Origin of the sequence: Paraburkholderia phymatum STM815 (genome assembly GCF_000020045.1) — a bacterium.
Classification (GTDB): domain Bacteria; phylum Pseudomonadota; class Gammaproteobacteria; order Burkholderiales; family Burkholderiaceae; genus Paraburkholderia; species Paraburkholderia phymatum.
On the sequence record NC_010623.1, the window covers coordinates 665,871 to 691,280 of the forward strand.

Below are 25,410 nucleotides of genomic sequence, written 5' to 3' on the forward strand. Positions count from 1 at the left end.
GCCGAGCGTCGCCTCAAGGTCCTTGCGTTCCATGGCTCACGCGGCAGACGCAGCTTCTGTCGAGCCGGCGTCCTCTCGCGCAGCGCCATCTGGAAGTCACGCATCTGCTGTAACGGGTGCATCGCACGCGCCGCCGCGCGATGACATCGACGCACGCGCCGGCGTAATATCAGAAGCCATCCTCGAGCGCGAAGGCCCGTTATGCTGCAACCGATGCGGAGGTGGCGATGACGAACGAACCCCGTCCTGTGCGGCGCCTGCAGCTTCTGCTGCGCGACACATGCAGCAACGACGCGGCACGCGAAGCGGCCAGACGCGCCGCCGGGCAACTGGGCATGCAAATCAGCGGCGAAGGCCGCGCCACGCTGTCCGCACGTATGTCCGATGCCGCATTCCGCCGGCTTTTTCCCCATTCTTCCAGCATGAGCGGAACCCTTGCCGTGCCGGACAGTCTTGAACCCTACGTCGCATCGATCAGCGAAGCGCCGCAGCATCTTTCATTCGATTAACCTGCATTCGTCTTGCATGAAACGGCGCAGGCGCGCTTACGCCGCTTACGCCGCTTACGCCGCTTACGCCGCTTACGCCGCTTACGCCGCTTACGCCGTTTATGCCCCTAGCGCCTGCCGCCGTCGACACAGGAGAAGAAGCGATGAAGGCCTACGATCCGCATGATGCAACAACCCGCCCCTCACGCAGCGACACGGAAGAAGCGCTTCGCGTTGCAATCACGTTCAATCGTCCGGGCCAGAACATCGGACCGACTAAATTCGGCGCGCGCATGTCGACGGACACAGTGTCGTCGTTCATACCCGATCCCGCGCAAGCCGACCTCGCGCTCGCCGAACTCGCGCGCCGCGGCTTCACGCTGACGGGCCGCGGCTCGCTGTCGGCGTCGATGCGCTGCACGCGCGAGCAGTTCGAAGCGCTGTTCCAGACGAAGCTCAAGCGCATGAAGGCGCCATGTGCGTCCGCGGCACAATTCGGCTCGGTCCTTTATCCGCCCGACAACGCCCCGTGGAATCCGGACCCGTCCGTCCAGTCGCTGCTCGACGACGTGTATATCCAGTGGCCGCACATCTACATGGCGAGGGCCGCCAAGGCAGCCAAAGCGGCAAAGAGCGCGAAGGCGAAGGCTTCGGCCACGGCGGCGAAGAAGCGCGCCGCGCCGAAAACTCGCGAAGCCATCGCGCCGTCCGCCACGCCGCCCACCGTGCCCTACTTCCATCTCGCCGCGCCCGCCGACGTCGCGCTCAAGCTCAACGCGACGCCCGTGCATCAGCAGGGCATCACGGGCAAAGGCGTGCGGATCGCGATGATCGACAGCGGCTTCGCGCACGGCCATCCGTATTTCAAGGCGCATGGCTATGCGTCGTCGGTCGTCCTCGCGCCTGGCGCCACCGATCGACGCACCGACGGCAACGGTCACGGCACAGGGGAATCCGCCAACATCTTCGCAATCGCGCCGGGCGCGACCTTCATCGGCGTGAAGCTCGACAACGAAGCAGATCCATCGAGCGGCGCATCCGTGCTGGAAGGATTACAGGAAGCGCTCAAGCACGATCCGCAGGTGATCTCCGTGAGCCTCGGCTATGACTTGCGCGGCCCCGGCAACACGCCGTTGAAGACACTGCCTAATGGGTTGGTCGCGCTGGAGGCGGAAATCCAGGCAGCCGTGAAGCGCGGCATCGTGATCGTGTTCTCGGCAGGCAACGGCCACTATTCGTTTCCCGGCCAGATGCCCGAAATCATTTCGGCAGGCGGCGTGTTCGTCGATCAGAACGGCGCGATGCGCGCCTCCGACTATGCGAGCGCGTTCACGAGCCTCATCTATTCGGGCCGCAGCGTGCCCGACGTGTGCGGACTCGTGGGCTTGCTGCCGCACGCGACCTACATCTCGCTGCCTGTTTCGCCCGGCTGCGAAATCGACCGCGAAAACGCGGCGTTCGACGGCACAACGTCCAACGACGGCTGGGGCGTGTTCAGCGGCACGTCGGCCGCCGCGCCGCAACTGGCCGGTCTGTGTGCGCTGCTGCTGCAGGCCGACCCGCACCTCTCGCCGGGCGACATCAAGTCCATCCTGCGCCGCACCGCACGCGACGTAACCAAAGGCCACGCGAACCCGGCAAGCGATCCAAAGGGCGCGGGCGTGCCGGCGGGCGTCGGCCAGGACGGTGCAACGGGCGCGGGTCTCGCCGATGCACTCGCGGCACTCAGGCAGGTTTGACACGATCGCGCGAACGCAGCCGGGCGGCAGTGGACGGCCGCCCGACCGCCTTCGCGTGTGCCTGCGGCGCGCGGGACACCGTGCCATACTTGCGGATCGTTCCCGCCCACATTCCAACGTAATGATCGTTCCTTCCTCTTCCATCGGCTTCAACCTCAACCACCTCGACCGCCGCTCCGACAAGCGCGATGACGAAGCCTTCGTCGCGAACCTGCGCAACGATAGCGCCGCGCGTTTTCTCGTCTTCGACGGCGATGTCCCGCTCCTCAAGCGTGGCGAACGGTACGACGCGTGGTTCGTCGCGAGCGAGGCGCTCGCGTTCGGCCAGGCGCTGCAAAGCGTGTTTCTCGGCGAGGACGGCGACGGCAGCGGACACTTTGCACTCGGCTTTGCGCCGGGCCTCGTACAAGGCGACGGGAAAGACGAACAACAGCCGCGCAAGCAGCCATACGAGCGCATCGACCTGCGCTCGATCGCTATGCAAGGTCTCGTCCCGCACGAAGTGCTCGGCGTGCTCGGCGAAGCCAAATCGATGCTCGACTGGCACAACCGCCACCGCTTCTGCGCGAACTGCGGCGCGCGCAGCCGCCCGACGGCGGCCGGCTGGCAACGCCTGTGCGACGCGTGCGGCGCGCGTCACTTCCCGCGCGTGGATCCCGTCGTCATCATGCTGACGATCGACGGCGAGCGCTGCCTGCTCGGACGCCAGCGCCAGTTCGCGCCGGGCATGTATTCGGCGCTCGCGGGCTTCGTCGAACCGGGCGAAACCGTCGAAGACGCCGTGCGCCGCGAAGTGCACGAAGAAGCGCATGTGAACTGCGCGGGCGTCGTGTATTTCGCGTCGCAGCCGTGGCCATTCCCGTCTTCGCTGATGATCGGCTGCTTCGCCCAAGCCAGCGATACCGACATCGTCATCGACACGACCGAACTCGAAGACGCGCGCTGGTTCACGCGCGCCGAAGTCGCCGCGATGCTCGAAGGCACGCATGCGGATGGACTATCGGCGCCGAAGCCGTTCGCGATCGCACATCATCTGCTGCGAGCGTATGTCGAGCATGGCGCAGCCGTGCTGCGCGGCTAAGCTGTCGAACCGCTTCGCTGCTTCGCCGCTTCCGAGTGGCACGCCCGGCGAGCTGAATCTCTCTCGCGTCACGGAAGATCGTAGCGCACCCCAATGTGTGCACGGGCGGGCCCGTCGATGTACCTTTGCGCGCAAATGCGCTTGCTTCATAGGTGCGAGGACTGTGCGGAATTTCGCACCGCGCGCCTGCGCGCCGGCGCCTGGCATCCCAGCAAGTACCTTGCCAGAAACCCGCCCGATCGACGGGCGCTATGTGCGGCAGCGCACAGAGCCGCCGCGTCCCGCGCCTTATTCTCCCGATGATCTGCGCGAAGCCGCGCCCGCCCTCGCTCGCGCGAGCGGCCTTCCGGCGCAGCGCCCTGGCGCGTCGTCCAACCCGCCATCGAGGTCGTCAGCTATGCGCAAGCAAGCCGTTCACTATGCACTGGTTTTCGCCTGCGGATGCGCGGTTGCCATCGGCGCACGCGCCGCGGATGCAATCGGCGTCGTCAAGACGGTGAAGGGCGCTGTCCATATCGAGCGGGCCGCACAAAGCGTCGACGCGCTGATCGGCAGCGAGGTCTACGGGAGCGACCGGATCGTGACGGGCCCCGCCTCTTCAGTCGGCATTACGTTACGCGACAACACGCTGCTTTCCGAGGGTTCGAGTTCCGTGCTCGAACTGAACCACTTCGCGTTCAACACGACGACACACGACGGTGCGCTGGACGCCACCATCCGGCGCGGCTCGCTTGCCGTCGTCGACGGCAAGCTGGCGAAAGCGCATCCCGAAGCGGTCCGCTTCAGCACGCCCACCACGACGCTGGGCGTACGCGGCACCGAGTTCATCATCGAGGTCGGCGACGGGGAGAACACGCGTTGAAGGTCTTTGGATTTGCCGCCTCGCGCGCGCAACTCCCATCGAGTGTGCTCGCGGCGGCGCTCGCCTGCCTGTGCGGATGCTCGACGCCGGACAAGATCACGTTGCTGCCCAACCCCGATGGCAGCGTCGGCTCCGTCGTCGTGAAAAGCGGCAACAATACGCAAGTGCTGGATCACGCTTACGCGACAGCCGAGGTCGCAAAGAGCGGCAAGATCGAGCAGGCAGTCGGCACCCCGGCTAACGTCGAAACGCGCTACGGCACGCTGCTCGCGGCGCAGCCGCCGCGTCCCACCACGTTCACGATCAACTTTCTGTTCGATTCGGCGACGGAACTGGCGCCGCAATCCGCCGTCACGGTGCAGCAAATGAAGGCCGTGCTCGCCACCTGGCCCGCGCCGCATCTGACCGTCGTCGGTCACACGGACCTGGCAGGATCGCCCGAATACGACGACCGGCTGTCGATGCAACGCGCGCAAACCGTCGCGAAGTTCCTGATCAAGGCAGGCATTCCGGCCAGGCAGATCGAAACGGCGGCACGCGGCAAGCGCGAGCCGCTCGTGCATACGGCGGACGGCGTCCCCAATCAGATGAATCGGCGCGTCGTCATTACAATTCAGTGATCCGGTGACCCGTCACCGCCTCTGTGGCCGGCATTGGCGTGCCGTTGATCAGATGAAACGCTTGAGCGCCCCATGGGTGACGTTTTTCCGCAAGCTGCTGAAAGCGGGGCAAGGCCGCCCCGTCGCGCTTGCGGTGCTGTTCGGACTGAGCCTGCTCAACCTGTATAGCGAGTGGCCCGGCGGCATTGCGCGCCCGGCCGTATTCGACAGATTCGAGGATTTCATCCCGGACTCGTTCAACTCGGCGCGGCAGTTGCTGTTCGATCACTATCAGCGGCGCTTTCCGCGCGTGCCGGCCTCCCAGCCCGTGATCATCGTGGCGATCGACGACAAGACCCTTGCCGCTGTCGGTCAGTGGCCGTGGCCGCGCAACCGGCTGGCCAGTCTCGTCGATGCAATCGCCGCCCAGAAGCCGCTTGCAATCGGCCTCGACGTCTACATGCCCGAAGCGGACCAGACCTCGCCCGACAAGGTGGCCGACAACCTGCCCGATTCGGCTGCCACGCTCGCTGCCGGTTTGCGTGCGCTGCCGAGCCACGAGACGATTCTCGCGGCCGCCTTGCGCGCCGCGCCATCCGTGCTCGGCGCTGCCGCCGTCGATCACGCCGCGCTCGATACCAGCACCGATCTGCACAGCGCGCCGATTCTCGTGCATGGTGTCGATCCGTTAAACCATGTGAAGCGATATGGCTACGTGCTCGCGAGCCTGCCGGAATTACAGGCGGCGGCGCACGGCCAGGGGATGCTGAATGTCGCGCTCGAACAAGGCGCGGTGCGGCGCATCCCGCTGATTCTGGGGCTCGGCGACAAGCTGGTGCCGTGCATGCCGATCGAAATGCTGCGTGTCGTCACGCGCTCGGCGGCCGTCGATGTCTATGCGGACGCGGCGGGCGTGCAGTCGGTCGGCGTCGCAGATGTACAGGTGCCCACGCAGCCCGACGGCGACATCTGGCTACATTTCGCGTCCATGCGTTCGACGCAGCATCGCTATGTGTCGGCGGGCGACGTCCTGCAAGGACAAGTCGATCCCGAGCGCTTTCGCGACAAGCTCGTACTGGTCGGACTAACGGGCACGGGTCTCACCGATATGCGCACGACCGCGTTGGGCGAACTGGTGCCGGGCATCGAAATCCAGGCTCAGATCATCGAGACGATTTTCGAGGGGCGTTTCCTGCGGCGTCCCGTCTGGGTCAAATGGGTCGAGACGCTGTTCGTGCTCGGCTTCGGTCTGCTGATCATCTGGTATCTGCCGCACACCGATTCGAAACTGGCGGCGTTCGTGCGCGCCGTGCCGAAGGGAACGGCCATCATCGGTGTGGTGCTGAATCTGCTGTTGCTCGCGACTTGCCTGCTATTGTTCAAGCTCTTTGGCCTGCTGGTCGATGCGGCGTCGATCTTCATCATCCTGTCTGCCGTGATGGGCTGCTTCTTCTCTACCGCGTTGCTCGACAGTGCGCAAACCTTGCGCGACGCGCTGCTCTCGCGTCCCACCAAAGCCAACGCGCCGGAAAAGACGGCGGCCGCGCAACCCGTCCGCCATCCCGAGTCATGAATCGCGCGTATCGCGAAGCGCCGGCAAACAGCGCTTCGCGGCGTAGCGCTCAGCTTCCGCTATAGACCTCATCAAGGCGCACAGCAGGTGCACGGCGGCCCGACTGCGTAGTCATTGTTTCGTCGCCGCCGACGCTCGCGCGGCTTTCATCGGCCGCACTGGCCTGCATAGCTTCGGCAGCCAGCGTTTGCGCGGTTTGCCCCGCTTGGGAAGCGGGCGCGCCCACATCCGGACGATAGTAAGGCGCAGGACCGTAACCGCTTGCAAAAGCCGGTGCCGCCAGTGACGCAGCGCTTGCGACGAGTACAGCAACGATGATCTTCGATTTCATACGGACTCCAAATAAACAAAAGAACGCCTTGACGCGTCGCGCTCTCGCTGCGCGTCAATGTTCGACATGGGTGGAACGATGTGCACGGCCCGCACTGCGGCACGCTAACCAGGAGGCTCAAACAGACAACACTTTCTAGAACTCTTCGCGAACTCTGATCCATGCTGCTGACACGGTGGCAAATTGGCCGACCGGTCGCCGTTGCGCCCGCCGATAGCAACGCACAGCTTGTGCCAGTCGCACGCGGGTTGACTCGCGATTGCCGTCAGACGCGGCCAGGTGCGTGACAACAAGGAGATACGCGCGCCAGACAATGGGTCCGAGCATTGTCGGCGCGCGACTCGATGTCGGGCGTCCGCCAACGGATCGCCGATGCCTGTCCGTCGTCGCCCAACAAAAAACCGGCCGCGAGACCCGCGCATTGCGCGCGGACACCGCGGCCGGCTTCAGGTGCCTGCCGGAAAACTACTGCGGCTCGTACCAGGAGTACGTGGCGAGCGAATTCACTGGTGAGCCGATCTGCAGCGTAATGTCGCGGTGCGAGATCATCGGAATATCGCGCAACTCACCCTCATAACGGCGCACATCGCCGTTGTCGTTGATATACGCGACCACCGTCCCTGTCACGCCCGCTACGTTCGTTCTCGACAGCGTTTGGCCCCAGATGTCGAAGAACTGGCCCAAGGTGAAGTTCTTCGCATTCGGCGTTTCAATGTGGATGATCCCGGTATGGTCGTGCGTGTGCATCTCGTAGTTGCATTGCGACAGAATGCCGATGTTCTGCGGCAACGCGAGCCACTGCCCATTGTTGATGATGGCCAGATGCGCATGCACATGATAAGTCTCGCTCATGCCCGACGCGCAGACGAGACCGTCGACATCTGCGCCCGTCCCCCCCGTAGACGTGCTGCCGTCCTGCCAATGCCCCGTGCCGACCGTGCCGCCGAAGGCGAGGACAGTCTGGTTCGGATCGAAGGAAGGCGGATCGGTCCACGCGAAAGTGGGAATCTGGCCGAGCGGCGTGCCGATCTGTATCGACACTTCGCCATGTGGCGGCAGCACAAGGCTCGCCGGGTCACCCGTGTATTTCGACAGCTGGCCGCCGTTGTTCACGTAGATCGTGATCGGCATTCCCGTCAGTCCCGCGACGTTGCTCGACGTGAGCGGCTGCCCCCAGATCGCGAAGAACTGGCCAAGCGTATAGGATGCGCCCGTGCTGGCATCCATGCGGATCTTGCCCGATTCGTCGTCCGTGTGAACGGGATACGCGCAGCCCGTTTGCGCGGCTAACGTCGGAGCCACGGTGCCGATGTTCGTCGGCAACGCGAGCGGCCTGCCATTCAGATAGACCGACAGATGCGAATAGGTATAAACGTTGCCGCGCGCACCGCAATTGAGGCCGCTTACTGTCTGGCCCGTTCCACCCGATTGCGTCGAGCCTGCTGCCCAATAGTCGTCGCCGACCTTGGTGCCGTCGACTAATGCCGTTGCCTTCGCAAGCGTCGGCTGGCTGTTGCTCGCACTCGGCGAACCGGGCGACGAGCCGGACCCTCCTCCGCCTCCGCCGCAACTCGCCAACATCAGGATGGCGCCAAATGTGACGACCCGTGAAACGATGCCATACGACATATCGAACTCCGCGTGATTAAATGAAGCGAGCCCCGCGCCGATTCCCGGCATCGACGCCAGGCGAATGCGCGTGAATGCTATTCGCGGAACGAACCCGCGTTGAGCACGCGTTTTAGCCTTGTTTTAAGCCTTGTCTTATTAGCTTTTACGGCGAGCGCTACTGGCGAGCGTCTTCATCCGCCGCAACACGGAGGACAACATGCCTTCGTGAGTCTCCTGTTTAGTCCGACGATGCGGCATGCGCTGCAGGTCTTCCCAGTCGGTTTCCAGCGACCGCGCGTGACCTGCGGCCGTGTAAGGCCACACGGCGGCCGACGCTCTCACCATGCGTGTCGGCGCCCGCTCCTGCAGCCGGCCTTTCGCGCTGTCGAGATAAGCGTTGATCGCGGAAGCCTCCCGCTCGGCCGCCTCGCGCGACGACGTAGCGACGAAGTCGTCCGGCCCTTCGATATGAACGCACCAAAGCTCCTCGCTCAAGGCGGGCTCCTGATGAAGGGCGGCTCGATCTTCGCTGCGCGCATCGTGCCGCTCACTGCGCTCCGCTCGAATCGAAGATTTTTCCAACCTGATTGCATGAGTCATGTCTGGCGCACCTGCGTCGCTCTACGCTCAATATGCGTTCTGATGAGAAATGCCTTTGAACACGGTCGCGAGAATGATGCGCAGGTCCAGCGCAAAGGACCAGTTCCGCAAGTAGTAGAGATCGTGCTCGACACGTCCTTCCATCTTTTCGAGGCGATCCGTTTCGCCGCGATAGCCGTTGATCTGCGCCCAGCCGGTGATACCAGGCTTGATCCGGTAACGATGGATATAGCCCGACACGACGTGCTGATAGAGGTCGTCGTGTTCCAGCGCATGCGGACGCGGCCCCACGACCGACATATCGCCGCACAGCACGTTGAAGAATTGCGGCAGTTCGTCGAGGCTGGTCCGCCGCAGGAAGCCGCCCACACGGGTAATGCGCGGGTCGTTGCGCGTGGCCTGCTTGAGGACACCCGCCTTCTGCTCATGCAGGCGCATCGTGCGGAACTTGTAGATCGTGAAGACACGGCCGTCCGCGCCCTTGCGCTGCTGCTTGAAGAACACCGGTCCTCGCGAGCTCAGCTTCACGGCGATCGCACATGCCAGCAGAATCGGGGAAATGGCGAGCAATGCAGCGAGCGCGAACAGACGGTCGAACAGATCCTTCTTGACCATCGCATTCGGCGGCAATGGCGAAGCGGCGAGATTGATCGTCGGCTGATCCAGCAAGCTCGTGACGCTGCCTTCGAACAACGCGAGCGCGCGCACGTCGGGCATGAAGCGGATGTTGATCAGATCATTGCGAAACTCGTCGACGAGTTTCAGGATTGCGCGCTCTTCCGTCAACGGCAGCGCGAGCCATACTTCGCCGATGTTCTGCTCGCGCACGTATCGCGCGAATGCCTCGTGCTCGGTGAAGGTCGGCACAGACGATTCCTTCTTCGAATCCGGGCTCACATCGTAAACGGCCCACGGACGGAAGCCGGATTCGGCCGCGCTTTCCATCTTATGAATGATGTCGTTGCAGTGGTCTCCGCACGCCGCGATGGCGACAGGCTGCAAGTCGATCCCTGCGTGGCGCACCCGTCCAATCAGACTATGGATCACGAGGCGGCTCACGATGAGCCCGCTGCCGGACAATGCCGTCCAGTACACGAACCAGAGACGCGACACGAAGTCGATCCGGTGCAGCGAAAACATCAAAGCCATCGCGCAGCCCTGCACGATCAGCCAACCGAGAGCCACCTGACTGGCCAGTACGCGTTTGGAACGGCCGCGCCACGATTGATACACGCCGAGCGCAGGAAATATCGCGAGTGAGAATGCCGCAGCAAATGCGACAAACGCGAGGTAAAAGCCACGCTGGGAAACGTCGTCGAAGCGTATTTGCGACGCCACCAGCGCACCCGCCACGATCAGCGCGACGTCGAATAGCCTCGCTAGCAGACCTGTCAATGCACGCATCACAACCCCTCTTTTACAACGAACATGTTCACGACAGCCGCTCAGTTGCAGCGACCGTACTTGTCATCGAAACGGACGATGTCGTCTTCACCCAGATACGCGCCCGATTGAACCTCGATGATTTGCAGCGGAACATGGCCGGGGTTCTCGAGACGATGTTGCACGCCGATCGGGATGTAGGTCGACTGATTCTCTGTCAGCAAGAACTGTTCTTCGCCTCGCGTCACGAGTGCCGTACCGCAGACGACGATCCAATGCTCGGCGCGATGGTGATGCATTTGCAGCGAGAGCCGTCCACCAGGATTCACGACAATCCGCTTGACCTGGAAGCGCTCGCCGTTATCGATCGAATCGTAAAAGCCCCACGGACGCCGCACTTTCCGGTGTATGTCGGCTTCAGGGGAATTCGTCTGGCGGATGCGTGACACGAGGCCCTTCACGTCCTGCACATGCGAACGATCGGCAACCAGCACGGCGTCGTCGGTTTCGACGACGACGATGTCGCTCGTGCCCACGCACGCAACGAGCCGGCCGCCCTGCGAGCGCGCGTAGGTTGTCGTCGCCCCTTCCATCAGCACACGGCCGTTGGCCACGTTGCCGAACTCATCCTTCTCCATCGCTTCCCACACGGCGTCCCACGAGCCGAGATCGGACCAGCCCGCCTCGAGCGGCACCACCACGCCCGTGAAGGGTGACTCAGGCTTGCCGAGGTGCTCCATCACCGCATAGTCGATCGAATCGGAAGGCGACTGCGCGAATGCATCCGCGCCAGGTGCGATGTAGCCGTCGTCACGTTTGGCGTTCTCGTATGCCTGCACACAAGCGGCGTACATGTCAGGCTGAAAAATCTTCAACGCTGCAAGCCATACCGACGCACGCACGACGAACATGCCGCTGTTCCACCAGTAGCCGCCCGACGCGACGTATTGCGCCGCCAGCTCGGCTGCGGGCTTTTCCACGAAGCGATCAATACGATGCGCGCCATCCTGTAATTGCGCACCGAGGCGGATATAGCCGAAGCCTGTGTCTGCTCGCGTCGGCGGAACGCCGAGTGTGGCTATTTCCCCTGCCTGTGCGTGGCGTGCGGCGACGTCGATCGCCAGGTGCAATGCAGGCACGTCTGCGATGGCGTGATCGGCGGGCATCGCAACGAGGATGGGATCGTCGCCGTCGCTGCTTGCAGTCAATGCGGCAAGCGTCAACGCAGGCGCCGTATCCCGCCGCGCGGGTTCGACCACGACACAAGGCTTCACGCCACAATCGCTGGCCTGCTCCGATGTCACATAGAAGTGTTCGGCGCCGCATACGATTACGGGCTGCGCTGCCACGTCCCATGTCTTCGCGAAGCCGTCCATACGCTTCATCGTGGCTTGCAGCAGCGACTGATCGCCGACCACATCGATCAGTTGTTTGGGATATTGCTCACGCGATACCGGCCATAGACGCGTACCGGATCCACCGGCGAGAATGACTTGCACGAGCCGACCTGATTCGACGGCTGCTTCAGCCGCGGCAGCGGCGTTGTGTTGTTCAGCATGAGTGGTTCGTTTGTCCACCTTCAATCTCCCTGGTGTTCAAGTCCGATCCTCATCGCCCGCTACTATCAGGACGAAGTCCATAGGATCCAACCATCGTTTTTGACTGACATCTTCCGCGTAATGATTCAGCTATTGACGCGGGATTGTGTTGACTGCGGACCGCACAGGCCGCGAATGGCGAACGGCTCGCATGAGTCTGAGCGCATCCGGTACGCGTCGTGCTCGCACAACCATTGGCAGATGAATTGAAAGACCGAAGATGCGGTTCAGAGCTATAAAACAATGCCTGTTTTAAACGACTCAAGTGGACCGCATTCGACTCGACCTACATCAGATGATAGACACCTTACGCTGCGCGACGGCCTCTCTGGCGCGAACGGTTGATGTTATGGCATGTGGCGCAGAGCCTTTCGGATAGAGCCTATGATTTGGCGAATCGAACTTGTTTCAAACCGATTCTGACCTGGAAATATAGGGGTATTCGTGATACGTTGCGTGTAGAAGGCGTTCGCTGCTATTCATTGAAGCAGACTGCAAGTGCCGCGTCCCGGCTTGGTTGGCACCTCGCAGAAGTCACATCTCCCAGATGTCGGAACACCGCACGTCAAAACAGGTCACAACCCTGTTCGGCCCGGCCAGATCGAACACTCGACGGCTCGCCAGGCGCAATGTCGGATCCATGCACACCCATCGTTGACAGGCGCCGCTTTCCAGCAGTGGACGTGCACAATTATTCTTCACGAGAGTCGAAATGGCTTATATATCGGTATTGGCGCTATTCCTGACGGTCACAAATCTGATACCTGTGAGCGCAGTGGGATTTTTGCCGATCGCATTTTGCGCATGGCGCTTTTTCGGAAGAAGCTACCCGTCGTTTATGGGTCCCCTCACGGCACTCACGCTATTCATAGTCGTGTCGACGCTGCTTTACGACCCGCGTTCGCTGACCGAATTCGAGTTCTATCGGCGCGACGGCAACTTCTTCATTTCCTATGCACCGATATTCGCGGGCTGCGTGTATTCGCACCGCTGGGATATGAACAAAATGCTGCGCGCGTTCTTCGTGTTCGCGGTGCTGATCAATATCCCGCCGTACATGCTGTATCTCGCGCAGAACGGCTTGCTCGCCATCTTCAAGAATCCCGGCGACAGCTTCGGCAGCTTTTTCATTGCACGTAACGCTGCGGGCGGCTTCCTCGCGATGATGTTCTGCCTCGGCGTCGCGTGCTATCTCCAGCGGCGCAGCAAGATCATGCTCCTGCTGATCGGCCTCAATGGACTGATGCTCTTCTCCACCTACAGCCGCGGCTCGCTGCTGGGTGCGCTTGCCATCCTTCCGTATCTGTATTTCGGCCGCAAGCGGCTGATTCTCGCATCGCTGATGTCGTGCCTCGTGGTCGCATCCCTCGCGATGGCGTTCTATCACCTGCGGGGCAACGTCGACTACATGGGCTACCCGTTCTCGATCCAGAACGCGGACGCCAAGGTCGCGAATCTCGACATCCGCTACGAATGGCTGTGGCCGCGAGCGCTGACGTACTTCCGCCAGAGCCCGATCGTCGGCATGGGCTTCGGCTCGTTCGACGATACGATCCGCCACGTCGCCTCTTACTTTGGCGTGTTCTCCGTGCCATCGGATATCGTCATCGAGCATAGCGACTCACACGCGCACAACTCTTATCTGAACTTCCTCGCAGAGCTGGGCGTGGTCGGACTCGCGCTGGTGCTGAGCTTTTTCTGGAAGCTCATCACGTGGAGTCAGAATGGCGCCGCACGCGCCGCGCTGGTCGAGCATGGGCAGAACTTCACGGCATACCGTTTCATCGAACTCTCTTGCGTGTGCCTCCTCGTGATGGCGGCGACGGAACACCGGCTCGTTGCGCCGTCGAACGTGCTGATTCTCTCTCTCGTGATTTCGCTACTGCTTGCTTCGCGTCCTGTGCGCGTGGCGAGACCAGCAAACAACCCGCAGGTGGTACGTCCGAAGCCGCCCTATCGAGAGCACGTACCACCCGCACCACCGCGTTATCCCGCCGGTGCGACCGGGCGTATCGCACCCGGCTCATAAAGCAAACGCAAGGAACCCAAGCTTCAATGTGGAAAATCGATCCGTGGACCGTCTATTCCAACGTTGGCGACGCTGCCGTCACGCTGCCCGTTGCAATCGTATGCGCGATCTGGCTCGCCTGGACCGACGCCCGCCTCGCATTGCGCTGGGCGTTGACGCTGGGTTGCGCGATGCTACCCGTGGGCGCAAGCAAGATCGCGTATTACGCCTGGCACGTTTCATTGCCACTCGCGGACTTCCGCGTGATAAGCGGCCATACGATGCTCTCCACGGCTGTATGGTCGGTCGCGCTCGCGTTGCAATTCAAATGGTGGCGTCTGCCCGCAATGCCGGGCATCGTGATCGGTCTGGTAGTCGGTGCGTTGACGGGCGCTTCGCGCGTGCATGGTCATTCGCACTCGGTCGCCGAAGTGGTGGCGGGTTGGACTCTCGGCACGATCGCGGCGACCGTCTTTCTGCGCACGGCGCTTCGCGCTGAATACAGGCCGTTTCGGCCCGTCTGGTCGACTCTCTGCCTGCTGGCAGTATCGATGTTGGCCTACGGGCACACCGCGCCGTTTCAGGATCTGATCGAGGAGCACTCCCCGACGCTTGGCGCCCATACACCGGGGATCGTGCGCGCGCTTTCGCATGCGCGTTTTCGCAACCACGGCTGAGGGGCCGAGGTCGCGGTTCAATCAAACAAGCAGATGCCGCTCGCGTTCGTCGTCCTTGATCGACGCTTTTTCTTCGACGGTATACGGCTGCGTCGGATCCACGAAGCTGTCCGGCATGCGTGCGTCGATGAACGACATCAACGCCGTCTTGAACCTCTCCGACGAGAACCGCTCCGCGTTTCTGCGGCACTGACGCGGGTCGAAGAGCCCCGAGTACTTCTCGAACCGGTCCACCGCTTCGAGCAACGATTCAGTGGTCTGCTCCTTGAAGAAGACGCCCGTCGGCCGTTCGCGCGGCAGGCCGAGCACCGACTCGAGCGCCCCGCCCCTGCCGAAGGCAACGACAGGTGTCCCGCACGCCTGGGCCTCCACCACCGAAATGCCGAAATCCTCTTCAGCCGCGAACACGAATGCACGCGCGCGCTGCAGATGATCGACGAGCACATCGAACGGCTGATGACCCAGGATCGTCACGTTATCGCCTGCAGCCGCCTTGATCTTTTTCATTTCCGGACCGTCGCCGATCACCACCAGCCGACGTTCCGGCGTCTGCGAAAAGGCCTTTACGATAAGGTCGATGCGCTTGTAGGGCACCATGCGCGAAGCCGTCACGTAGAAATCTTCCTTCTTCTCGCGCAGCGGCATATGGCTCAGATCGACAGGCGGATAGATCACCGTTGCATCGCGCTGATACGCCTTCCTGATCCGCCGTGCGATGAACTTCGAATTGGCGAGAAGATGATCGACACCGTTCGCGGAGCGCGAATCCCAGCCGCGAATATAGTGCAGCAGCACGCGCGCCATTGCGGACTTGAGGCCCGCCGTCAGATGCGACTCTCTCAGGTACTGATGCTGCAAGTCCCACGCGTAACGGATGGGCGAATGCACGTAGCTCACGTGCATCTGGTTCGGTCCTGTCAGCACGCCCTTCGCGACCGCGTGTGAGCTCGAAATGACGAGGTCGTACGCGGAGAGATCGAGTTGCTCGATCGCAATCGGCATCAGCGGCAAATACGCCCGATAGCGCTTGCGCGCAAAGGGCAGCCGTTGAATGAACGACGTATTAACCGGCTTGCCCTTGATGCAGGCCCGGTCTTCCATGAAGTCGACCAACGAAAACAGGTCTGCGTTCGGGAAGCATTCAATTATGTTCTGCAGCACCTTCTCCGCGCCGCCCGATACCACCAACCAGTCGTGAACAATAGCAACTTTCACCGCGACCTCCTGTACCCGTTCAGTCCATCCGTAGCTTTCTGCACTGTCTTCTCAAGCATCAATCATCCTTGCCGGCACCCGCCCCGCCTCTCGCGCCCCACGCCACACGCGCCATAGCAATGGCACGCCCGGCGCCGGGCACCAGCGTGATCAGTTCGAGCCGGATCATGATGGTCAGCAACATCATCGACAGCGACAGCTCGCCTATCACACGAGCGAACGCCATGCCTTCAGCGCCGTATCGCGGCGCCAACCACAACGCCGCCAGCAGATTCGTGACGCCGGACGCGGCGCCCGCAATAGCGAGCAGGCGATCCTTCTTGCGCGGCACGAACACATAGAACGCCGCGAATTCATTGAAGGCCGCAAACGGGAACATCCATGCAAAGCACTGCAACACATGAGCACTCGGCGTAAACGCTTCGCCGAGAATCAACGGCAGCACAAATGGCGACAGGGCCAACGCACCGCAGAAGACCAGCAGTCCATAGCCCAGCAGCAGCGTCGCACCGCGCCGCGTCGTGACATGCGCGCCCGCCTTGTCCCCTTGGGCCAGCTGACGGGAGATCGTCGGGATGAACACCTGCGATGCAGGTCCCATCAGACTCAAGCCGATCGTCGCAAAGCGCTCGGCGGCACCGAAATAGCCCACCTGGGCGGGCGTCGAGAGCAGCGTCAACAGATACGTTGCCGATGCCGTGAGCACGACGGAGCCCGACGAATAGCAGAAGAGCATCGTCGAGCCTTTCACCAGATCCGTGATGCCCGCGAAAGAAAGATGCGGTCGCCCGATCTGATAGATGGCCAGCCCATACGAAATGCAGAGAGACAACACACCTGCCGTCAACAGGCTCGCGACGACCCAGACCGAGTCCGCCGGTCCTCTGACCAGGACCAGCACGAGCGCGAGGCTCACCGCAAAGCCGAATACCTCGATCATGATCGGCGTGCGGAAATGGTGACGTCCCTGATACAGCCAGCCTAGATTCAAAGCCGACACGACGCCTAGCGCCGTCGCCAGAAAGCCGATGAGAGGCCGCTCCGACAGTATGGGCGAGCAATACGTCGCGATGATGCCGATGAGCCCGCCCAGCGCGCATAGCGTCAGGCGCGCGCTGGTGTGCAACGAGAAAATAGCGTTGTATTCGCTATTGTTCTGCGCCTTGGAAATTTCGCGCATGCCGACGAATGTGAATCCGTAGCTCGCCAGCATCCAGATGACGTTCATGAGCGACATCGCCGCGAGCACGCGCCCGTATTCGGCGACGCCCAGCACGCGTCCGTAGAACGGCACGACGATGATAAGGTACACATACCTCATCAGATAGCCGCCGTAGACGAATGCTATGACGCTAGCGCTCTTCTTACGATCCATACCAGCCTCTCCTGTATCCGCGATGCTGCATGGCTAGTTCCCGGCCGTGCTGCGACGCGCCAGCGGGTTGGTGATGTAACGGACGACGAAGTCGGACAGAGGCGAATAGGGCACCAGACAAAGGCAGGACAAAAGCAGCGTGCCCATTTTCTTCTTCAGTCCCCAGAACGGGTTCGCGACGATCGTGTGCAGATAGGCGCTCGAATCGTTGAACATCCAGCGCCAGCGTGCACGCAGCGTTGCGTGGTAGAGACTGGAACCCATGTAGGCTTTCTCGTGTGCGAAATCGTGAAATGTCGGCGGTAGCTCGATACTCAGACGGTCCTTCGCCACCTCGCGCAAAGTGACCCAACGTTCCTTGAATGCTTTCGGCGCTTTTTTGATCTGCTCGGAGTTCGCGAACGACACGCTCGGCGTCGCCGCATGGTGAACGCGGTACGCGCCAAGCGATTGCGTCAACGAGGCAACGGGACCGACAAGCGCCGCGCCATAGATTGCATAGAAGTCGGCGCCATAGCGATTGATGCCGCCTTCGGGCACGGGAAAGATCGCCTTGAGCGCCTTCACGCTATAGGCGTTGCCCGATGCAGGCGGCGACGGATAAAGCCAGCCGTCCCTCAGCAAAGAGCCGCAGTCGGTGGGCGGTTCCGTGTTCGGCACGTACGCACCCGTCTGATTGCCCGCTTCGTCGATCACGTCGAGACGGAACTGGACTTTCGCGAGATCGCCTTCTTCGAATATGCGCATCACTTCCGTCACCGCGCCCGGATACAGCACGTCGTCCGAGTCGAGGAAGATCACGTACTCGGTGTCGGCGATTTCAACGCCCAGGTTGTAGGCGGACACCTGTCCGCCGTTTTCCTTGAGGACAGTCGACACGCGCGAGCCGTATTGCTCAAGGATGGCTCGCGAGCCGTCCGTCGATCCGTCGTCGATGACGATCACCCGTGTACCGGGATAGTCCTGCGCCAATGCCGAATCGATCGCTTCGGCGAGAAAGCGTTCGTAGTTGTAGTTGCAGATGACGATGGCGATCTGTTTCATAAAGCCTCGTAGCGATTAAATAGGATCAGTGGGCAATCAATCTGTTTTCGGGAATCGGACACGCATGCTCGGTCGATGCAAAAAGAACACGTCTCCCTCAAGCTGACTTCCCCTGTCCGGCACGCACCACGAGATACGCAAGGTGTCTCGGCTGCTTCCTGTCGGCGCCGTTCATGTTGTCCGGCACGCGAAAACGTAGGCTCATGCCGTCGTTATTCCAGTCCAGCGTGGCGTCTTCCTTTGCAGCGGTCGAACCCGTCAGCGCGTCGACGAACAGCACCTGCGCGCCACCCGACGGCGGTGCAATGCCCGATGTCTGCACGGTGCGCCAGCCCGAGGGCGCGCTCACCTGAATCACGATGTCCTTGTCCGACAGCAAACCGGAACCCGACACCTGCGGACCGAATTGAAGCGGCTGCGGCAATGGCGCCAGGGCGCCCGGCGCGGTCTGGTTCAAAACGATCAGGCTTTGGCCCGACACGTTGTACGTCCGCGCAGGCGGGCCGCGATGAGTCAGGCGGAAAGGCTCATAGCCGTCCCAGTGATAGACCATCGACACATACTTGTCCGGGTCGTCCCAGTTGCGCGCGAGAGCCCAGACAGCGAACTCGAAGAAATAGCGCGGCAGGTAGTGTTCATCGATCATGTACCTGTCGCCGATTTCCGTTTGCCACACGCCGCGCGCGGGACCCTGTTTGACATACTTTTCATACAGGCCGTCGAGATCGGACACGGACAGGTAGTGCGTATCGAGGTAGTCGACCCAGTCGGCCATTCGCGCGTTCAGACGCGGGCTTCTGTAATCGAGCCACTTGTCGAGCGTGTCGAGTCCACCCTGGTCGGGCCATCCGCCGTACACGACATACGCGCCATAGCGGCGAACGATGCGTGCAGCCGGAATATGAATGCGTTCAACGTAGTCCTGCATCGCCTGCTCATAGGGGCGGGAGCGATGCTCTTCCTTGTCGAACTTCGGGCCATGCCAGAACGTCGCTTGCGGCAGACCTCCCGACAGGCGTCCCGCCGCCTCGTTCCATATCTGGAAGTGGCGCACGCCATACGGCGCTGCCGAATACTTGCGAACGACCGCCTCCACGTAGCGCTCCCACGCCGACACATCTTGCGGCGCTGACTTCGTGTCGCCGGGCAGGCTGGCGTTCCACTTCGGCGTGTAGCCGAGGAACAGCAGCGAGCGGATGCCGTTCTGGTTGTTGCGCAAGATGACCGACGGCAGATCGCTGTCGTATGCATTGCCTGTCTTGTCGACGCGCATCGCTTGTGTCGATGCTTCCGGCTGCCCGGGTCCGACGGAACCGCGGCCCCAGCTGATGCCCATCTTTTGCCACATCGCGATGTCTGCTGCGGAACCGGGCCAACCGTTGGTGCCGATCAGATCGGTGATCCTGCGTGGCGCGCGGCTTCCCGTCGTGCCGGATGCGCCCGCGCTATTGGCGGCCGCCGCGGGAAAGGGCCGTACACCGGCATAGGCGAGCGCCGCAAGCGTCGCCAGCACGCGTCGTCTGGAGGGTCGGTACGTGATTCGATCCATAGGCTGTTCCGCTCGCCGCTCAGCCCGCCGACACACGCGCGGACATCTCCGATACAGGTTCGCTCTCTTTGCCATACAGCAAATCGAGCAGCCTCTTCGCCGAACGGTCCCAGCGATATTCCCGCGCATGCGCCATGCCTTTCGCGCGGTATTGCTGCCGGATCGCGCTGTGCGTCATCATCAGCGAGATCTTCTCGGCCATGTCCGCGACCGACATCGCATCGCAGTACATCGCGGCATCGCCGCACGCTTCGGGTATCGACGTGCGCGATGAAGCGATCACGGGACAGCCGCAATACATCGCTTCGAGCGGCGGCAGCCCAAAGCCTTCATACAGCGACGGAAACACGAGGCATCCCGCATGCTGATAGAGCGCCTTCAACTCGCCGTCGGACACGAAGCCGGCCCAGATGACCTGCTTGGAGCGGGACATCGTCTCGAGTCCTTCATTCGCGAAGATTCGCTGATTCCTTCCACCGACGATCACGAATTTGACGTCGCGCAAATGACTCAGGCCGGAGATCGCTTCGAGAACACGCTGCAGATTCTTGCGCGGATCGAGACTTCCGACGATCACGCAGTACGTGTCTTCCTTCAATTGCAGCCTTTCCAGCACGCCGGATTCCGGCACGACGCGATCGAGATGGTCCGCTCCTGGCTGGATAACGGCAATTCGCGATTCGTCGATCTTCAGGTGATGACTGATGCGCCGCTTCGAAAAGGCGGACACCGTCAACACCAGCGGCTCCATGCGGGGCAAGATCGAGAAGCACAGCCGGTACCACAGCAGAAACTTCTTCGAGAATCCATGCGGCATGTCATACACGGCCATGTCGTGAACCATCACCACCTGCCGGCGCTTGAGAACGGGATTCGTGTTGCACAAATTGACGAGCGTGCGCCCTCTGGCCGCGATCGGCAGCGTGATCTGCTCCCACAGCGTGCCGCGCAGCCACGGAAAACGCCGCTGCCGCTTCAGCGACGCGCCGGGTTCTCTCGCGTTTTGCGGCACGAAGATTTCCAGTTCACTGCCCGGGGATTCGCGCATCTGCATGGCTCGCGTGAGCTCATATGCGACTCGCTGAACGCCTGTTATCGGCTGCGATGTGAATTTGCCGTTGATCGCGAATGCCATCGTTTCTCCGCCTCACGAAGTTGTACCGGTTGCTTTGCCTTACGTAAGGGACTTCCCACTGTCAGGCGGTTGTCTCAACGTCCCCGAAATCGCTCGCGTAATTCGTCGCGTAGCCGTAGTTCTTCGTGCTGCGGCGCAACGGAATGCCATTGAAGACGGCGCCCGCGACACGTCCGCCTGCGCGTTCGATCTTCTTGACCGTGTCGGCAATCTCTTCTTCCGTTTGCATGCCCGAGCGCAGCACCAGCAGAGATGCGCCCGCTTCGTTCGCGATGATGGATGCATCGGTCACGGCGAGGAACGGCGGCGTATCGACGATCACCAGATCGAAGTGATTGCTGAGCCGGGAAAGCACTTCCCTGAAGCGAGGCCGCGTCAGCAATGCAGCGGGGTTCTCGGGACGTGCGCCACAGGACATGAAGGTCACGTTTTCGATTCCGACATTGCGCATCGCGTCGCGTAGCGGCATGCGCTCGGCGAGCACTTCGGAGAGTCCGCCGCGATTGCTCTGGCTGAAGAACGCGGCGAGGTGTCCACGGCGCATGTCGGCGTCGATCAGTGCCACGCGCGCGCCTGCTTCGGCGTGCAGCGTCGCCAGGTTCGCCGCGACAAAGCTCTTGCCCGCCGAAGTGGTCGGCCCCGTCACCATCACGATGTTGTTGCGGGTGTGGGCCAGATCGCGTGCCATCGCCGTGCGAACTGCGCGAAGCGCCTCGACGGAAGAGTCATGCGGAAACCGCTCAGCAAGGATCTTGTTGCCCGAGTAACCGAACGACGGATCGATCTTCTCGTCGGGAGACGTGTCGCCTCCGTCCGTGCTACGTTGCACACTCACGGCGTTGCGTCCCGGCGCGCCTTGCAACGGTTTTCGCGCGGATGCCGGCAAGCTGCGATCGAGCAGCGATTGCTGATGGCTGAACAGCACTTCTCCGATGACAGGCACGCTCAGGCGGCGCTCCACATAGCGAGGGTCCGTCACGCCGACCAGCACATGGCGGCGCATGAAGACGAGGAACACCCCCGACACGAGACCAAGCACGAAGCCGCCCGGCAGTACGATCAGCGGATCGGGCTTGACGGGGCGATGCGGCCGCACGGCGGTGTCGAGAATGTGCGCACCGCCCGTCGTGCTTGCGCGACGCACGGTCAGCTGTTCGGCCTTCTGCACCATCCCCATATAGACCGTCTCAGCGACCTTCTGCGCACGAATCAAATCGACGCTCTCGCGCTCGGACGCCGGCATGCCCTGGAAGCGGCCGTCGAACTCGGACTTCGTCTTCTTCAATTGCGCGAGCTGCGCGTCGATGCTCTGGATCCAGCGGCTTCCCGGCGCATATTTGTCGAGCAACTGCGTGCGTTGCAGCTCAAGACTCGCGATCTGCTTGTCGAGATCGAGACCGCCCTGCAAGTACGATTGCGCTTCTGCCGTCGGCTGCATCGAGTTGGCTTTCGCGCGGAAAGTCTTGAGCGCCTCTTCCGACTTGCGCAGATCGGCGAGCAGTCGAGGGAGTTCGCCCTTGATGAAGCTCAGCGTCTGCGTGTCGTTCACCTGACGGCTGGCTATGGCCGACGCGAGATATTGCTGGCCGAGTGCGTTCGCGACTTCAGCCGCTTTTGCCGGGCTCTTGTCGCTGTACTCGATCTGGATGAGGCCGGAATCCTTCACCTTGTCGGTGATCTTCACAACATCCATGAAGCGCTTGGTCGCATCCACCTCATTCCAGCGAATCACTTCAAAGCGCGTATCCGGACGAGCGGCGAGCTGACTGATCATCACCGAAACGCCGTTGCCTTCGGCGGGCGTGCCCACCGTGCCCTTGACCAGAAACTCGCCCGACGGGCCGAGCAGTTCATAGGCGCCATTGCCGAGCGCGACGAGACTCAGCTTCTCTTCTTCGAGCCCTTGCGGAACATTGAGGTAGCCGAATTTGACAACTTCGCCGCCCCACGCAAACGATTTCAAGCCGAGCCACGCGCCATTCGGTTCGCCCGGCGTCGCGAACTTGTCGGCGATGTCGCCGAGGATCGGCAAGCGGCGCGGTTTGACGGACACGTCGAAGCGATACTTGTCGATCACAGGATCGAGGACCGAGCGGCTGCGCATCACACCCATCTCCGTGCTTGGCGACGGCGCGGGCGGCGGAAGCTGCTCCTGGTTCTGAAGCGCGAGGCCGAGCGCGTTCGGCTCAGGTGGATCGACGCGCACGAGCACGTCGGCCGAATAGATCGGCGTTGCGATGAGTTGATAGGCGACCGCAAGCAGGAACACCACGACCGTGGCCGCGACGATCTCCCAGATGTGGTCCCGCATCAGGTTGAGCATCTCTCGACCGGTGAGCTGCCCGCGCTCAACCTCAGGGGCAACAGGAAGCGAGTTCGAGGGGAAATAATCCACGGGAATCATCCTTTGATAACCGGTTGCCGAGCGTACCGAGAACCACGCGAGTCCACGACCGGATGGCGACCTTGAGGCCGCCGGAAGGGACGCAACAGAAGCTCGATCAGCCGTGCTCGGGCCGATGATGAGTTACAGGGACGGCTGACAACAGCAACCGCGTGGCTACGAGAAAGCCGGGTTGCCAAGGGCCTTTTCAGAACGTCAGGACGAGAAGAGCAAGATGCTGGCGTATTCACTCATGCGCTATCCTTTTTTCGTCGCTGGCGATTGCGAAAAGCCCACCGCGTCTCCCCCTTCAAGCGGGGATGTGATCGAGTGCGCAAGACTTGTTCCTTAAACCGACCGCCCTAAAAGGCGAGTCGCATGGCATGCACGCTCGCGACGTGAGCAATTCGCGTGGAGAGAGCTTCAGCAATTTCAAGAATTGGCTTCTGATCCGTTAATCGCCTTTCCGTTGATGCTGCGTTGAAGCATAGACGCGCAGATTTCGAATTAGTACAAACCCGGCCTAAATTCGGGTACTAATGGCCGATAACGTGGAATACGTTACATCGGACCCTTGGCCAAGAAAGACTTGTTGCGATCTGAAATTGGTGTAACAGAGTGATACGTATCGCGGGAAATCGGGTAACACAACGCTCATTGCAGCACGCGCCAGCGCATTTGTGTCCGCAAAAACCCTGAGTCGCCTGCGACCCTTATATAACAAGCGTCCCGCAGCCGGTGACTCATTTTTGACTCGACAAAATCGGACATTTTCTCTCAGAAAATATTTCCGCAATCAGCAAAGACGTCAGCCGCTTATTTAGCGCAGCGCAGTAAAAACTTCTCGCATCCGAACGATTTCGCCACATCGATCGCGCGAATCGGACAACAGTCGCATGGCCCTTATCTCTACGGTATTCTGATTTGGTCGAATTGTTACGCATTAATTGGGAGAGCTAACGGTGAATGGGATTTATCAATCGCACCCGTTGCGTGCCGATGAACGGCCCGAAAACTCGAAGTTGAGAAAGCACATTGGTCTCCTCATCGCTCCGCATTGCTCCATGGCAGCTGCGGGCGCGATTAGCGATGCTTTTTGCCTGGCTAACAAGCTCGAAGAGGAGCTTGGCGTGGACGCGCCCTATCGCTTTACCGTGCTGTCCGAGGGGGGAGGATTCGTAACGGGCGGCGCCAGCTTTCCGATCTGGACGCAGAAGCTTGACCGCTATCAGCTCTCGGACTTTCATGCGTTCTTCGTCGCGTGCAGCGGCGACCCGACGACGGAGTCGAGCGAGCAACTTGTCGCGTGGCTGTCGCGCCAGGGGCCAGGCGCGCCCGCCTGCACACGGCAAAAGACCGACCTTTCAAGCGGTTCGGTGCAGTCCGCTGTGCCCGTTTTCGTGCTCGACGATGGGCTCTCGGCAACGCGCCCGGCAGGCGCGACGCCGACGGAGATGGCGCTCGTGCAAATAGAACGCGATGTCAGCCCGGATACCGTGCGTCGCATTGCACATTCATTGCAACCGCACGTACGCCAGCGCATGCGGCCAGATGCCGACGACCTGAGCAGTGCGACCACGACTGAGAAAATCCGCGAATCCGCGCGCTGGATACGGGAGAACTATAGCAAGACCATCTCCGTGAGCCAGGCCGCAGACTCGGCGGCAATGAGCAAGCGCAACTATCAGCGCCGGTTCAAGGTGGAATTTGGCATGACCCCACTTGAGTACTTGCTGCGCACGCGCTTCGAGGTCGTGTGCTCGATGTTGATGGACACCGATCTGCCCATCGACAAGATTGCGCGGCGGTGCGGCATGGGCGATGGCAATCGGCTGGGGCGGATCTTCAAGGTTCGTTATGGCATGTCCCCGACGAGCTTCCGCGCACTGCGCCATCTCGGCAACGCTAATCATGGTGCTCCCGTACCACCCGCAGCGGCGAATTGCCGTGCTCTGCAACCCACCGCAGCGGCAAGTTCGCTGATGAAGTCTGCTTACTAGCACGATGTCTGGAGCGCAAGAATGCCAACAAGTGAATACGCGCAGGCCGATGAACAAATTCGTGCATCCATTGTGGGCGCAGAGGCAGCGGTGCCTCCCGCTAACCGTGCCATTCGCGAATTGCCCGAGGACGCTGTTTTGAAGGGGCCAGTTCCTTCT

General features: G+C 61.7%; 20 protein-coding genes. 9 read left to right on the top strand and 11 right to left on the bottom strand.

Going from position 1 to position 25,410, the window contains the following annotated elements; translation table 11 throughout:
- Positions 1 to 227: 227 nt before the first annotated feature.
- The 6 genes from BPHY_RS18765 to BPHY_RS18790 all read left to right on the top strand — a co-directional run bounded on the left by BPHY_RS18765 (position 228) and on the right by BPHY_RS18790 (position 6,342).
- Entirely contained in the window at positions 228 to 509 is a 282-nt protein-coding gene (locus tag BPHY_RS18765) for a hypothetical protein (protein WP_012403023.1), read from the top strand.
- A 143-nt stretch (positions 510 to 652) separates the two neighbouring features.
- Complete coding sequence (locus BPHY_RS18770) at positions 653 to 2,227, top strand: S8 family serine peptidase (RefSeq protein WP_012403024.1); 1,575 nt, start codon at positions 653 to 655, stop codon at positions 2,225 to 2,227.
- Between the two features lie 121 nt (positions 2,228 to 2,348).
- Positions 2,349 to 3,308, top strand: a complete 960-nt coding sequence (gene nudC / locus BPHY_RS18775) for an NAD(+) diphosphatase (protein WP_012403025.1) — start codon at positions 2,349 to 2,351, stop codon at positions 3,306 to 3,308.
- A 397-nt stretch (positions 3,309 to 3,705) separates the two neighbouring features.
- Positions 3,706 to 4,170, top strand: a complete 465-nt coding sequence (locus BPHY_RS18780) for a FecR family protein (RefSeq protein ID WP_012403026.1) — start codon at positions 3,706 to 3,708, stop codon at positions 4,168 to 4,170.
- Positions 4,167 to 4,790 carry an OmpA family protein gene (locus BPHY_RS18785; protein ID WP_012403027.1) on the top strand — a complete coding sequence of 208 codons (624 nt, stop codon included), beginning with the start codon at positions 4,167 to 4,169 and terminating at the stop codon, positions 4,788 to 4,790. The genes BPHY_RS18780 and BPHY_RS18785 overlap by 4 nt, the downstream gene beginning before the upstream one ends.
- A 52-nt stretch (positions 4,791 to 4,842) precedes the next feature.
- Positions 4,843 to 6,342 (top strand): CHASE2 domain-containing protein, encoded by a 1,500-nt coding sequence (locus BPHY_RS18790; protein ID WP_012403028.1) that lies wholly within the window; start codon positions 4,843 to 4,845, stop codon positions 6,340 to 6,342.
- 49 nt (positions 6,343 to 6,391) lie between these two features.
- Here BPHY_RS18790 and BPHY_RS18795 read toward each other — a convergent pair whose 3' ends face one another.
- The 5 genes from BPHY_RS18795 to BPHY_RS18815 all read right to left on the bottom strand — a co-directional run bounded on the left by BPHY_RS18795 (position 6,392) and on the right by BPHY_RS18815 (position 11,844).
- Positions 6,392 to 6,673, bottom strand: coding sequence for a hypothetical protein (locus BPHY_RS18795; RefSeq protein WP_012403029.1), 282 nt, complete (start codon positions 6,671 to 6,673; stop codon positions 6,392 to 6,394).
- A gap of 465 nt (positions 6,674 to 7,138) precedes the next feature.
- Positions 7,139 to 8,302: a hypothetical protein gene (locus BPHY_RS18800; RefSeq protein WP_012403030.1), complete on the bottom strand. Its 1,164-nt coding sequence runs from the start codon at positions 8,300 to 8,302 to the stop codon at positions 7,139 to 7,141.
- Positions 8,303 to 8,440: 138 nt separating this feature from the next.
- The gene (locus BPHY_RS18805; protein WP_244257807.1) at positions 8,441 to 8,884 is read right to left on the bottom strand and encodes a hypothetical protein; all 444 of its coding nucleotides are present in this window, start codon (positions 8,882 to 8,884) and stop codon (positions 8,441 to 8,443) included.
- Positions 8,885 to 8,911: 27 nt separating this feature from the next.
- Positions 8,912 to 10,288 carry an undecaprenyl-phosphate glucose phosphotransferase gene (locus BPHY_RS18810; RefSeq protein ID WP_012403032.1) on the bottom strand — a complete coding sequence of 459 codons (1,377 nt, stop codon included), beginning with the start codon at positions 10,286 to 10,288 and terminating at the stop codon, positions 8,912 to 8,914.
- A 41-nt stretch (positions 10,289 to 10,329) separates the two neighbouring features.
- A complete protein-coding gene (locus BPHY_RS18815; RefSeq protein ID WP_012403033.1) occupies positions 10,330 to 11,844 on the bottom strand; it encodes a mannose-1-phosphate guanylyltransferase/mannose-6-phosphate isomerase in 1,515 nt (504 codons plus the stop codon).
- A 733-nt stretch (positions 11,845 to 12,577) separates the two neighbouring features.
- On the opposite strand from BPHY_RS18815, the gene BPHY_RS18820 reads away from it, so the two are divergent.
- Positions 12,578 to 13,894, top strand: a complete 1,317-nt coding sequence (locus BPHY_RS18820; RefSeq protein WP_012403034.1) for an O-antigen ligase family protein — start codon at positions 12,578 to 12,580, stop codon at positions 13,892 to 13,894.
- A 26-nt stretch (positions 13,895 to 13,920) separates the two neighbouring features.
- Positions 13,921 to 14,550, top strand: a complete 630-nt coding sequence (locus tag BPHY_RS18825) for a phosphatase PAP2 family protein (RefSeq protein ID WP_012403035.1) — start codon at positions 13,921 to 13,923, stop codon at positions 14,548 to 14,550.
- Positions 14,551 to 14,571: 21 nt separating this feature from the next.
- Here BPHY_RS18825 and BPHY_RS18830 read toward each other — a convergent pair whose 3' ends face one another.
- The 6 genes from BPHY_RS18830 to BPHY_RS18855 form a co-directional block, all read right to left on the bottom strand.
- Positions 14,572 to 15,765, bottom strand: a complete 1,194-nt coding sequence (locus BPHY_RS18830; RefSeq protein WP_012403036.1) for a glycosyltransferase family 4 protein — start codon at positions 15,763 to 15,765, stop codon at positions 14,572 to 14,574.
- A 58-nt stretch (positions 15,766 to 15,823) separates the two neighbouring features.
- On the bottom strand, positions 15,824 to 17,140 hold the full coding sequence (locus BPHY_RS18835) for a lipopolysaccharide biosynthesis protein (protein WP_012403037.1): 1,317 nt from the start codon (positions 17,138 to 17,140) through the stop codon (positions 15,824 to 15,826).
- Between the two features lie 33 nt (positions 17,141 to 17,173).
- Positions 17,174 to 18,184 carry a glycosyltransferase family 2 protein gene (locus BPHY_RS18840; RefSeq protein WP_012403038.1) on the bottom strand — a complete coding sequence of 337 codons (1,011 nt, stop codon included), beginning with the start codon at positions 18,182 to 18,184 and terminating at the stop codon, positions 17,174 to 17,176.
- 97 nt (positions 18,185 to 18,281) lie between these two features.
- The gene (locus BPHY_RS18845) at positions 18,282 to 19,733 is read right to left on the bottom strand and encodes a hypothetical protein (protein WP_041764382.1); all 1,452 of its coding nucleotides are present in this window, start codon (positions 19,731 to 19,733) and stop codon (positions 18,282 to 18,284) included.
- A gap of 19 nt (positions 19,734 to 19,752) precedes the next feature.
- On the bottom strand, positions 19,753 to 20,868 hold the full coding sequence (locus BPHY_RS18850; RefSeq protein ID WP_012403040.1) for a glycosyltransferase family 4 protein: 1,116 nt from the start codon (positions 20,866 to 20,868) through the stop codon (positions 19,753 to 19,755).
- Between the two features lie 61 nt (positions 20,869 to 20,929).
- Positions 20,930 to 23,272, bottom strand: coding sequence for a polysaccharide biosynthesis tyrosine autokinase (locus BPHY_RS18855; RefSeq protein ID WP_012403041.1), 2,343 nt, complete (start codon positions 23,270 to 23,272; stop codon positions 20,930 to 20,932).
- Positions 23,273 to 24,315: 1,043 nt separating this feature from the next.
- On the opposite strand from BPHY_RS18855, the gene BPHY_RS18860 reads away from it, so the two are divergent.
- Entirely contained in the window at positions 24,316 to 25,251 is a 936-nt protein-coding gene (locus BPHY_RS18860; protein ID WP_083775878.1) for a helix-turn-helix domain-containing protein, read from the top strand.
- Positions 25,252 to 25,410: the final 159 nt, after the last annotated feature.

Bases quoted from the DNA above. Each gene is read 5' to 3' on its own strand.
- BPHY_RS18820 (WP_012403034.1), top strand. From the start codon at position 12,578: ATGGCTTATATATCGGTATTGGCGCTATTCCTGACGGTCACAAATCTG.
- BPHY_RS18845 (WP_041764382.1), bottom strand. From the start codon at position 19,733: ATGGATCGAATCACGTACCGACCCTCCAGACGACGCGTGCTGGCGACG.
- BPHY_RS18810 (WP_012403032.1), bottom strand. From the start codon at position 10,288: ATGCGTGCATTGACAGGTCTGCTAGCGAGGCTATTCGACGTCGCGCTG.
- BPHY_RS18860 (WP_083775878.1), top strand. From the start codon at position 24,316: ATGGCAGCTGCGGGCGCGATTAGCGATGCTTTTTGCCTGGCTAACAAG.
- BPHY_RS18850 (WP_012403040.1), bottom strand. From the start codon at position 20,868: ATGGCATTCGCGATCAACGGCAAATTCACATCGCAGCCGATAACAGGC.
- BPHY_RS18835 (WP_012403037.1), bottom strand. From the start codon at position 17,140: ATGGATCGTAAGAAGAGCGCTAGCGTCATAGCATTCGTCTACGGCGGC.
- BPHY_RS18770 (WP_012403024.1), top strand. From the start codon at position 653: ATGAAGGCCTACGATCCGCATGATGCAACAACCCGCCCCTCACGCAGC.
- nudC (WP_012403025.1), top strand. From the start codon at position 2,349: ATGATCGTTCCTTCCTCTTCCATCGGCTTCAACCTCAACCACCTCGAC.
- BPHY_RS18800 (WP_012403030.1), bottom strand. From the start codon at position 8,302: ATGTCGTATGGCATCGTTTCACGGGTCGTCACATTTGGCGCCATCCTG.
- BPHY_RS18825 (WP_012403035.1), top strand. From the start codon at position 13,921: ATGTGGAAAATCGATCCGTGGACCGTCTATTCCAACGTTGGCGACGCT.
- BPHY_RS18855 (WP_012403041.1), bottom strand. From the start codon at position 23,272: ATGATTCCCGTGGATTATTTCCCCTCGAACTCGCTTCCTGTTGCCCCT.
- BPHY_RS18790 (WP_012403028.1), top strand. From the start codon at position 4,843: ATGAAACGCTTGAGCGCCCCATGGGTGACGTTTTTCCGCAAGCTGCTG.
- BPHY_RS18765 (WP_012403023.1), top strand. From the start codon at position 228: ATGACGAACGAACCCCGTCCTGTGCGGCGCCTGCAGCTTCTGCTGCGC.
- BPHY_RS18840 (WP_012403038.1), bottom strand. From the start codon at position 18,184: ATGAAACAGATCGCCATCGTCATCTGCAACTACAACTACGAACGCTTT.
- BPHY_RS18805 (WP_244257807.1), bottom strand. From the start codon at position 8,884: ATGACTCATGCAATCAGGTTGGAAAAATCTTCGATTCGAGCGGAGCGC.
- BPHY_RS18795 (WP_012403029.1), bottom strand. From the start codon at position 6,673: ATGAAATCGAAGATCATCGTTGCTGTACTCGTCGCAAGCGCTGCGTCA.
- BPHY_RS18780 (WP_012403026.1), top strand. From the start codon at position 3,706: ATGCGCAAGCAAGCCGTTCACTATGCACTGGTTTTCGCCTGCGGATGC.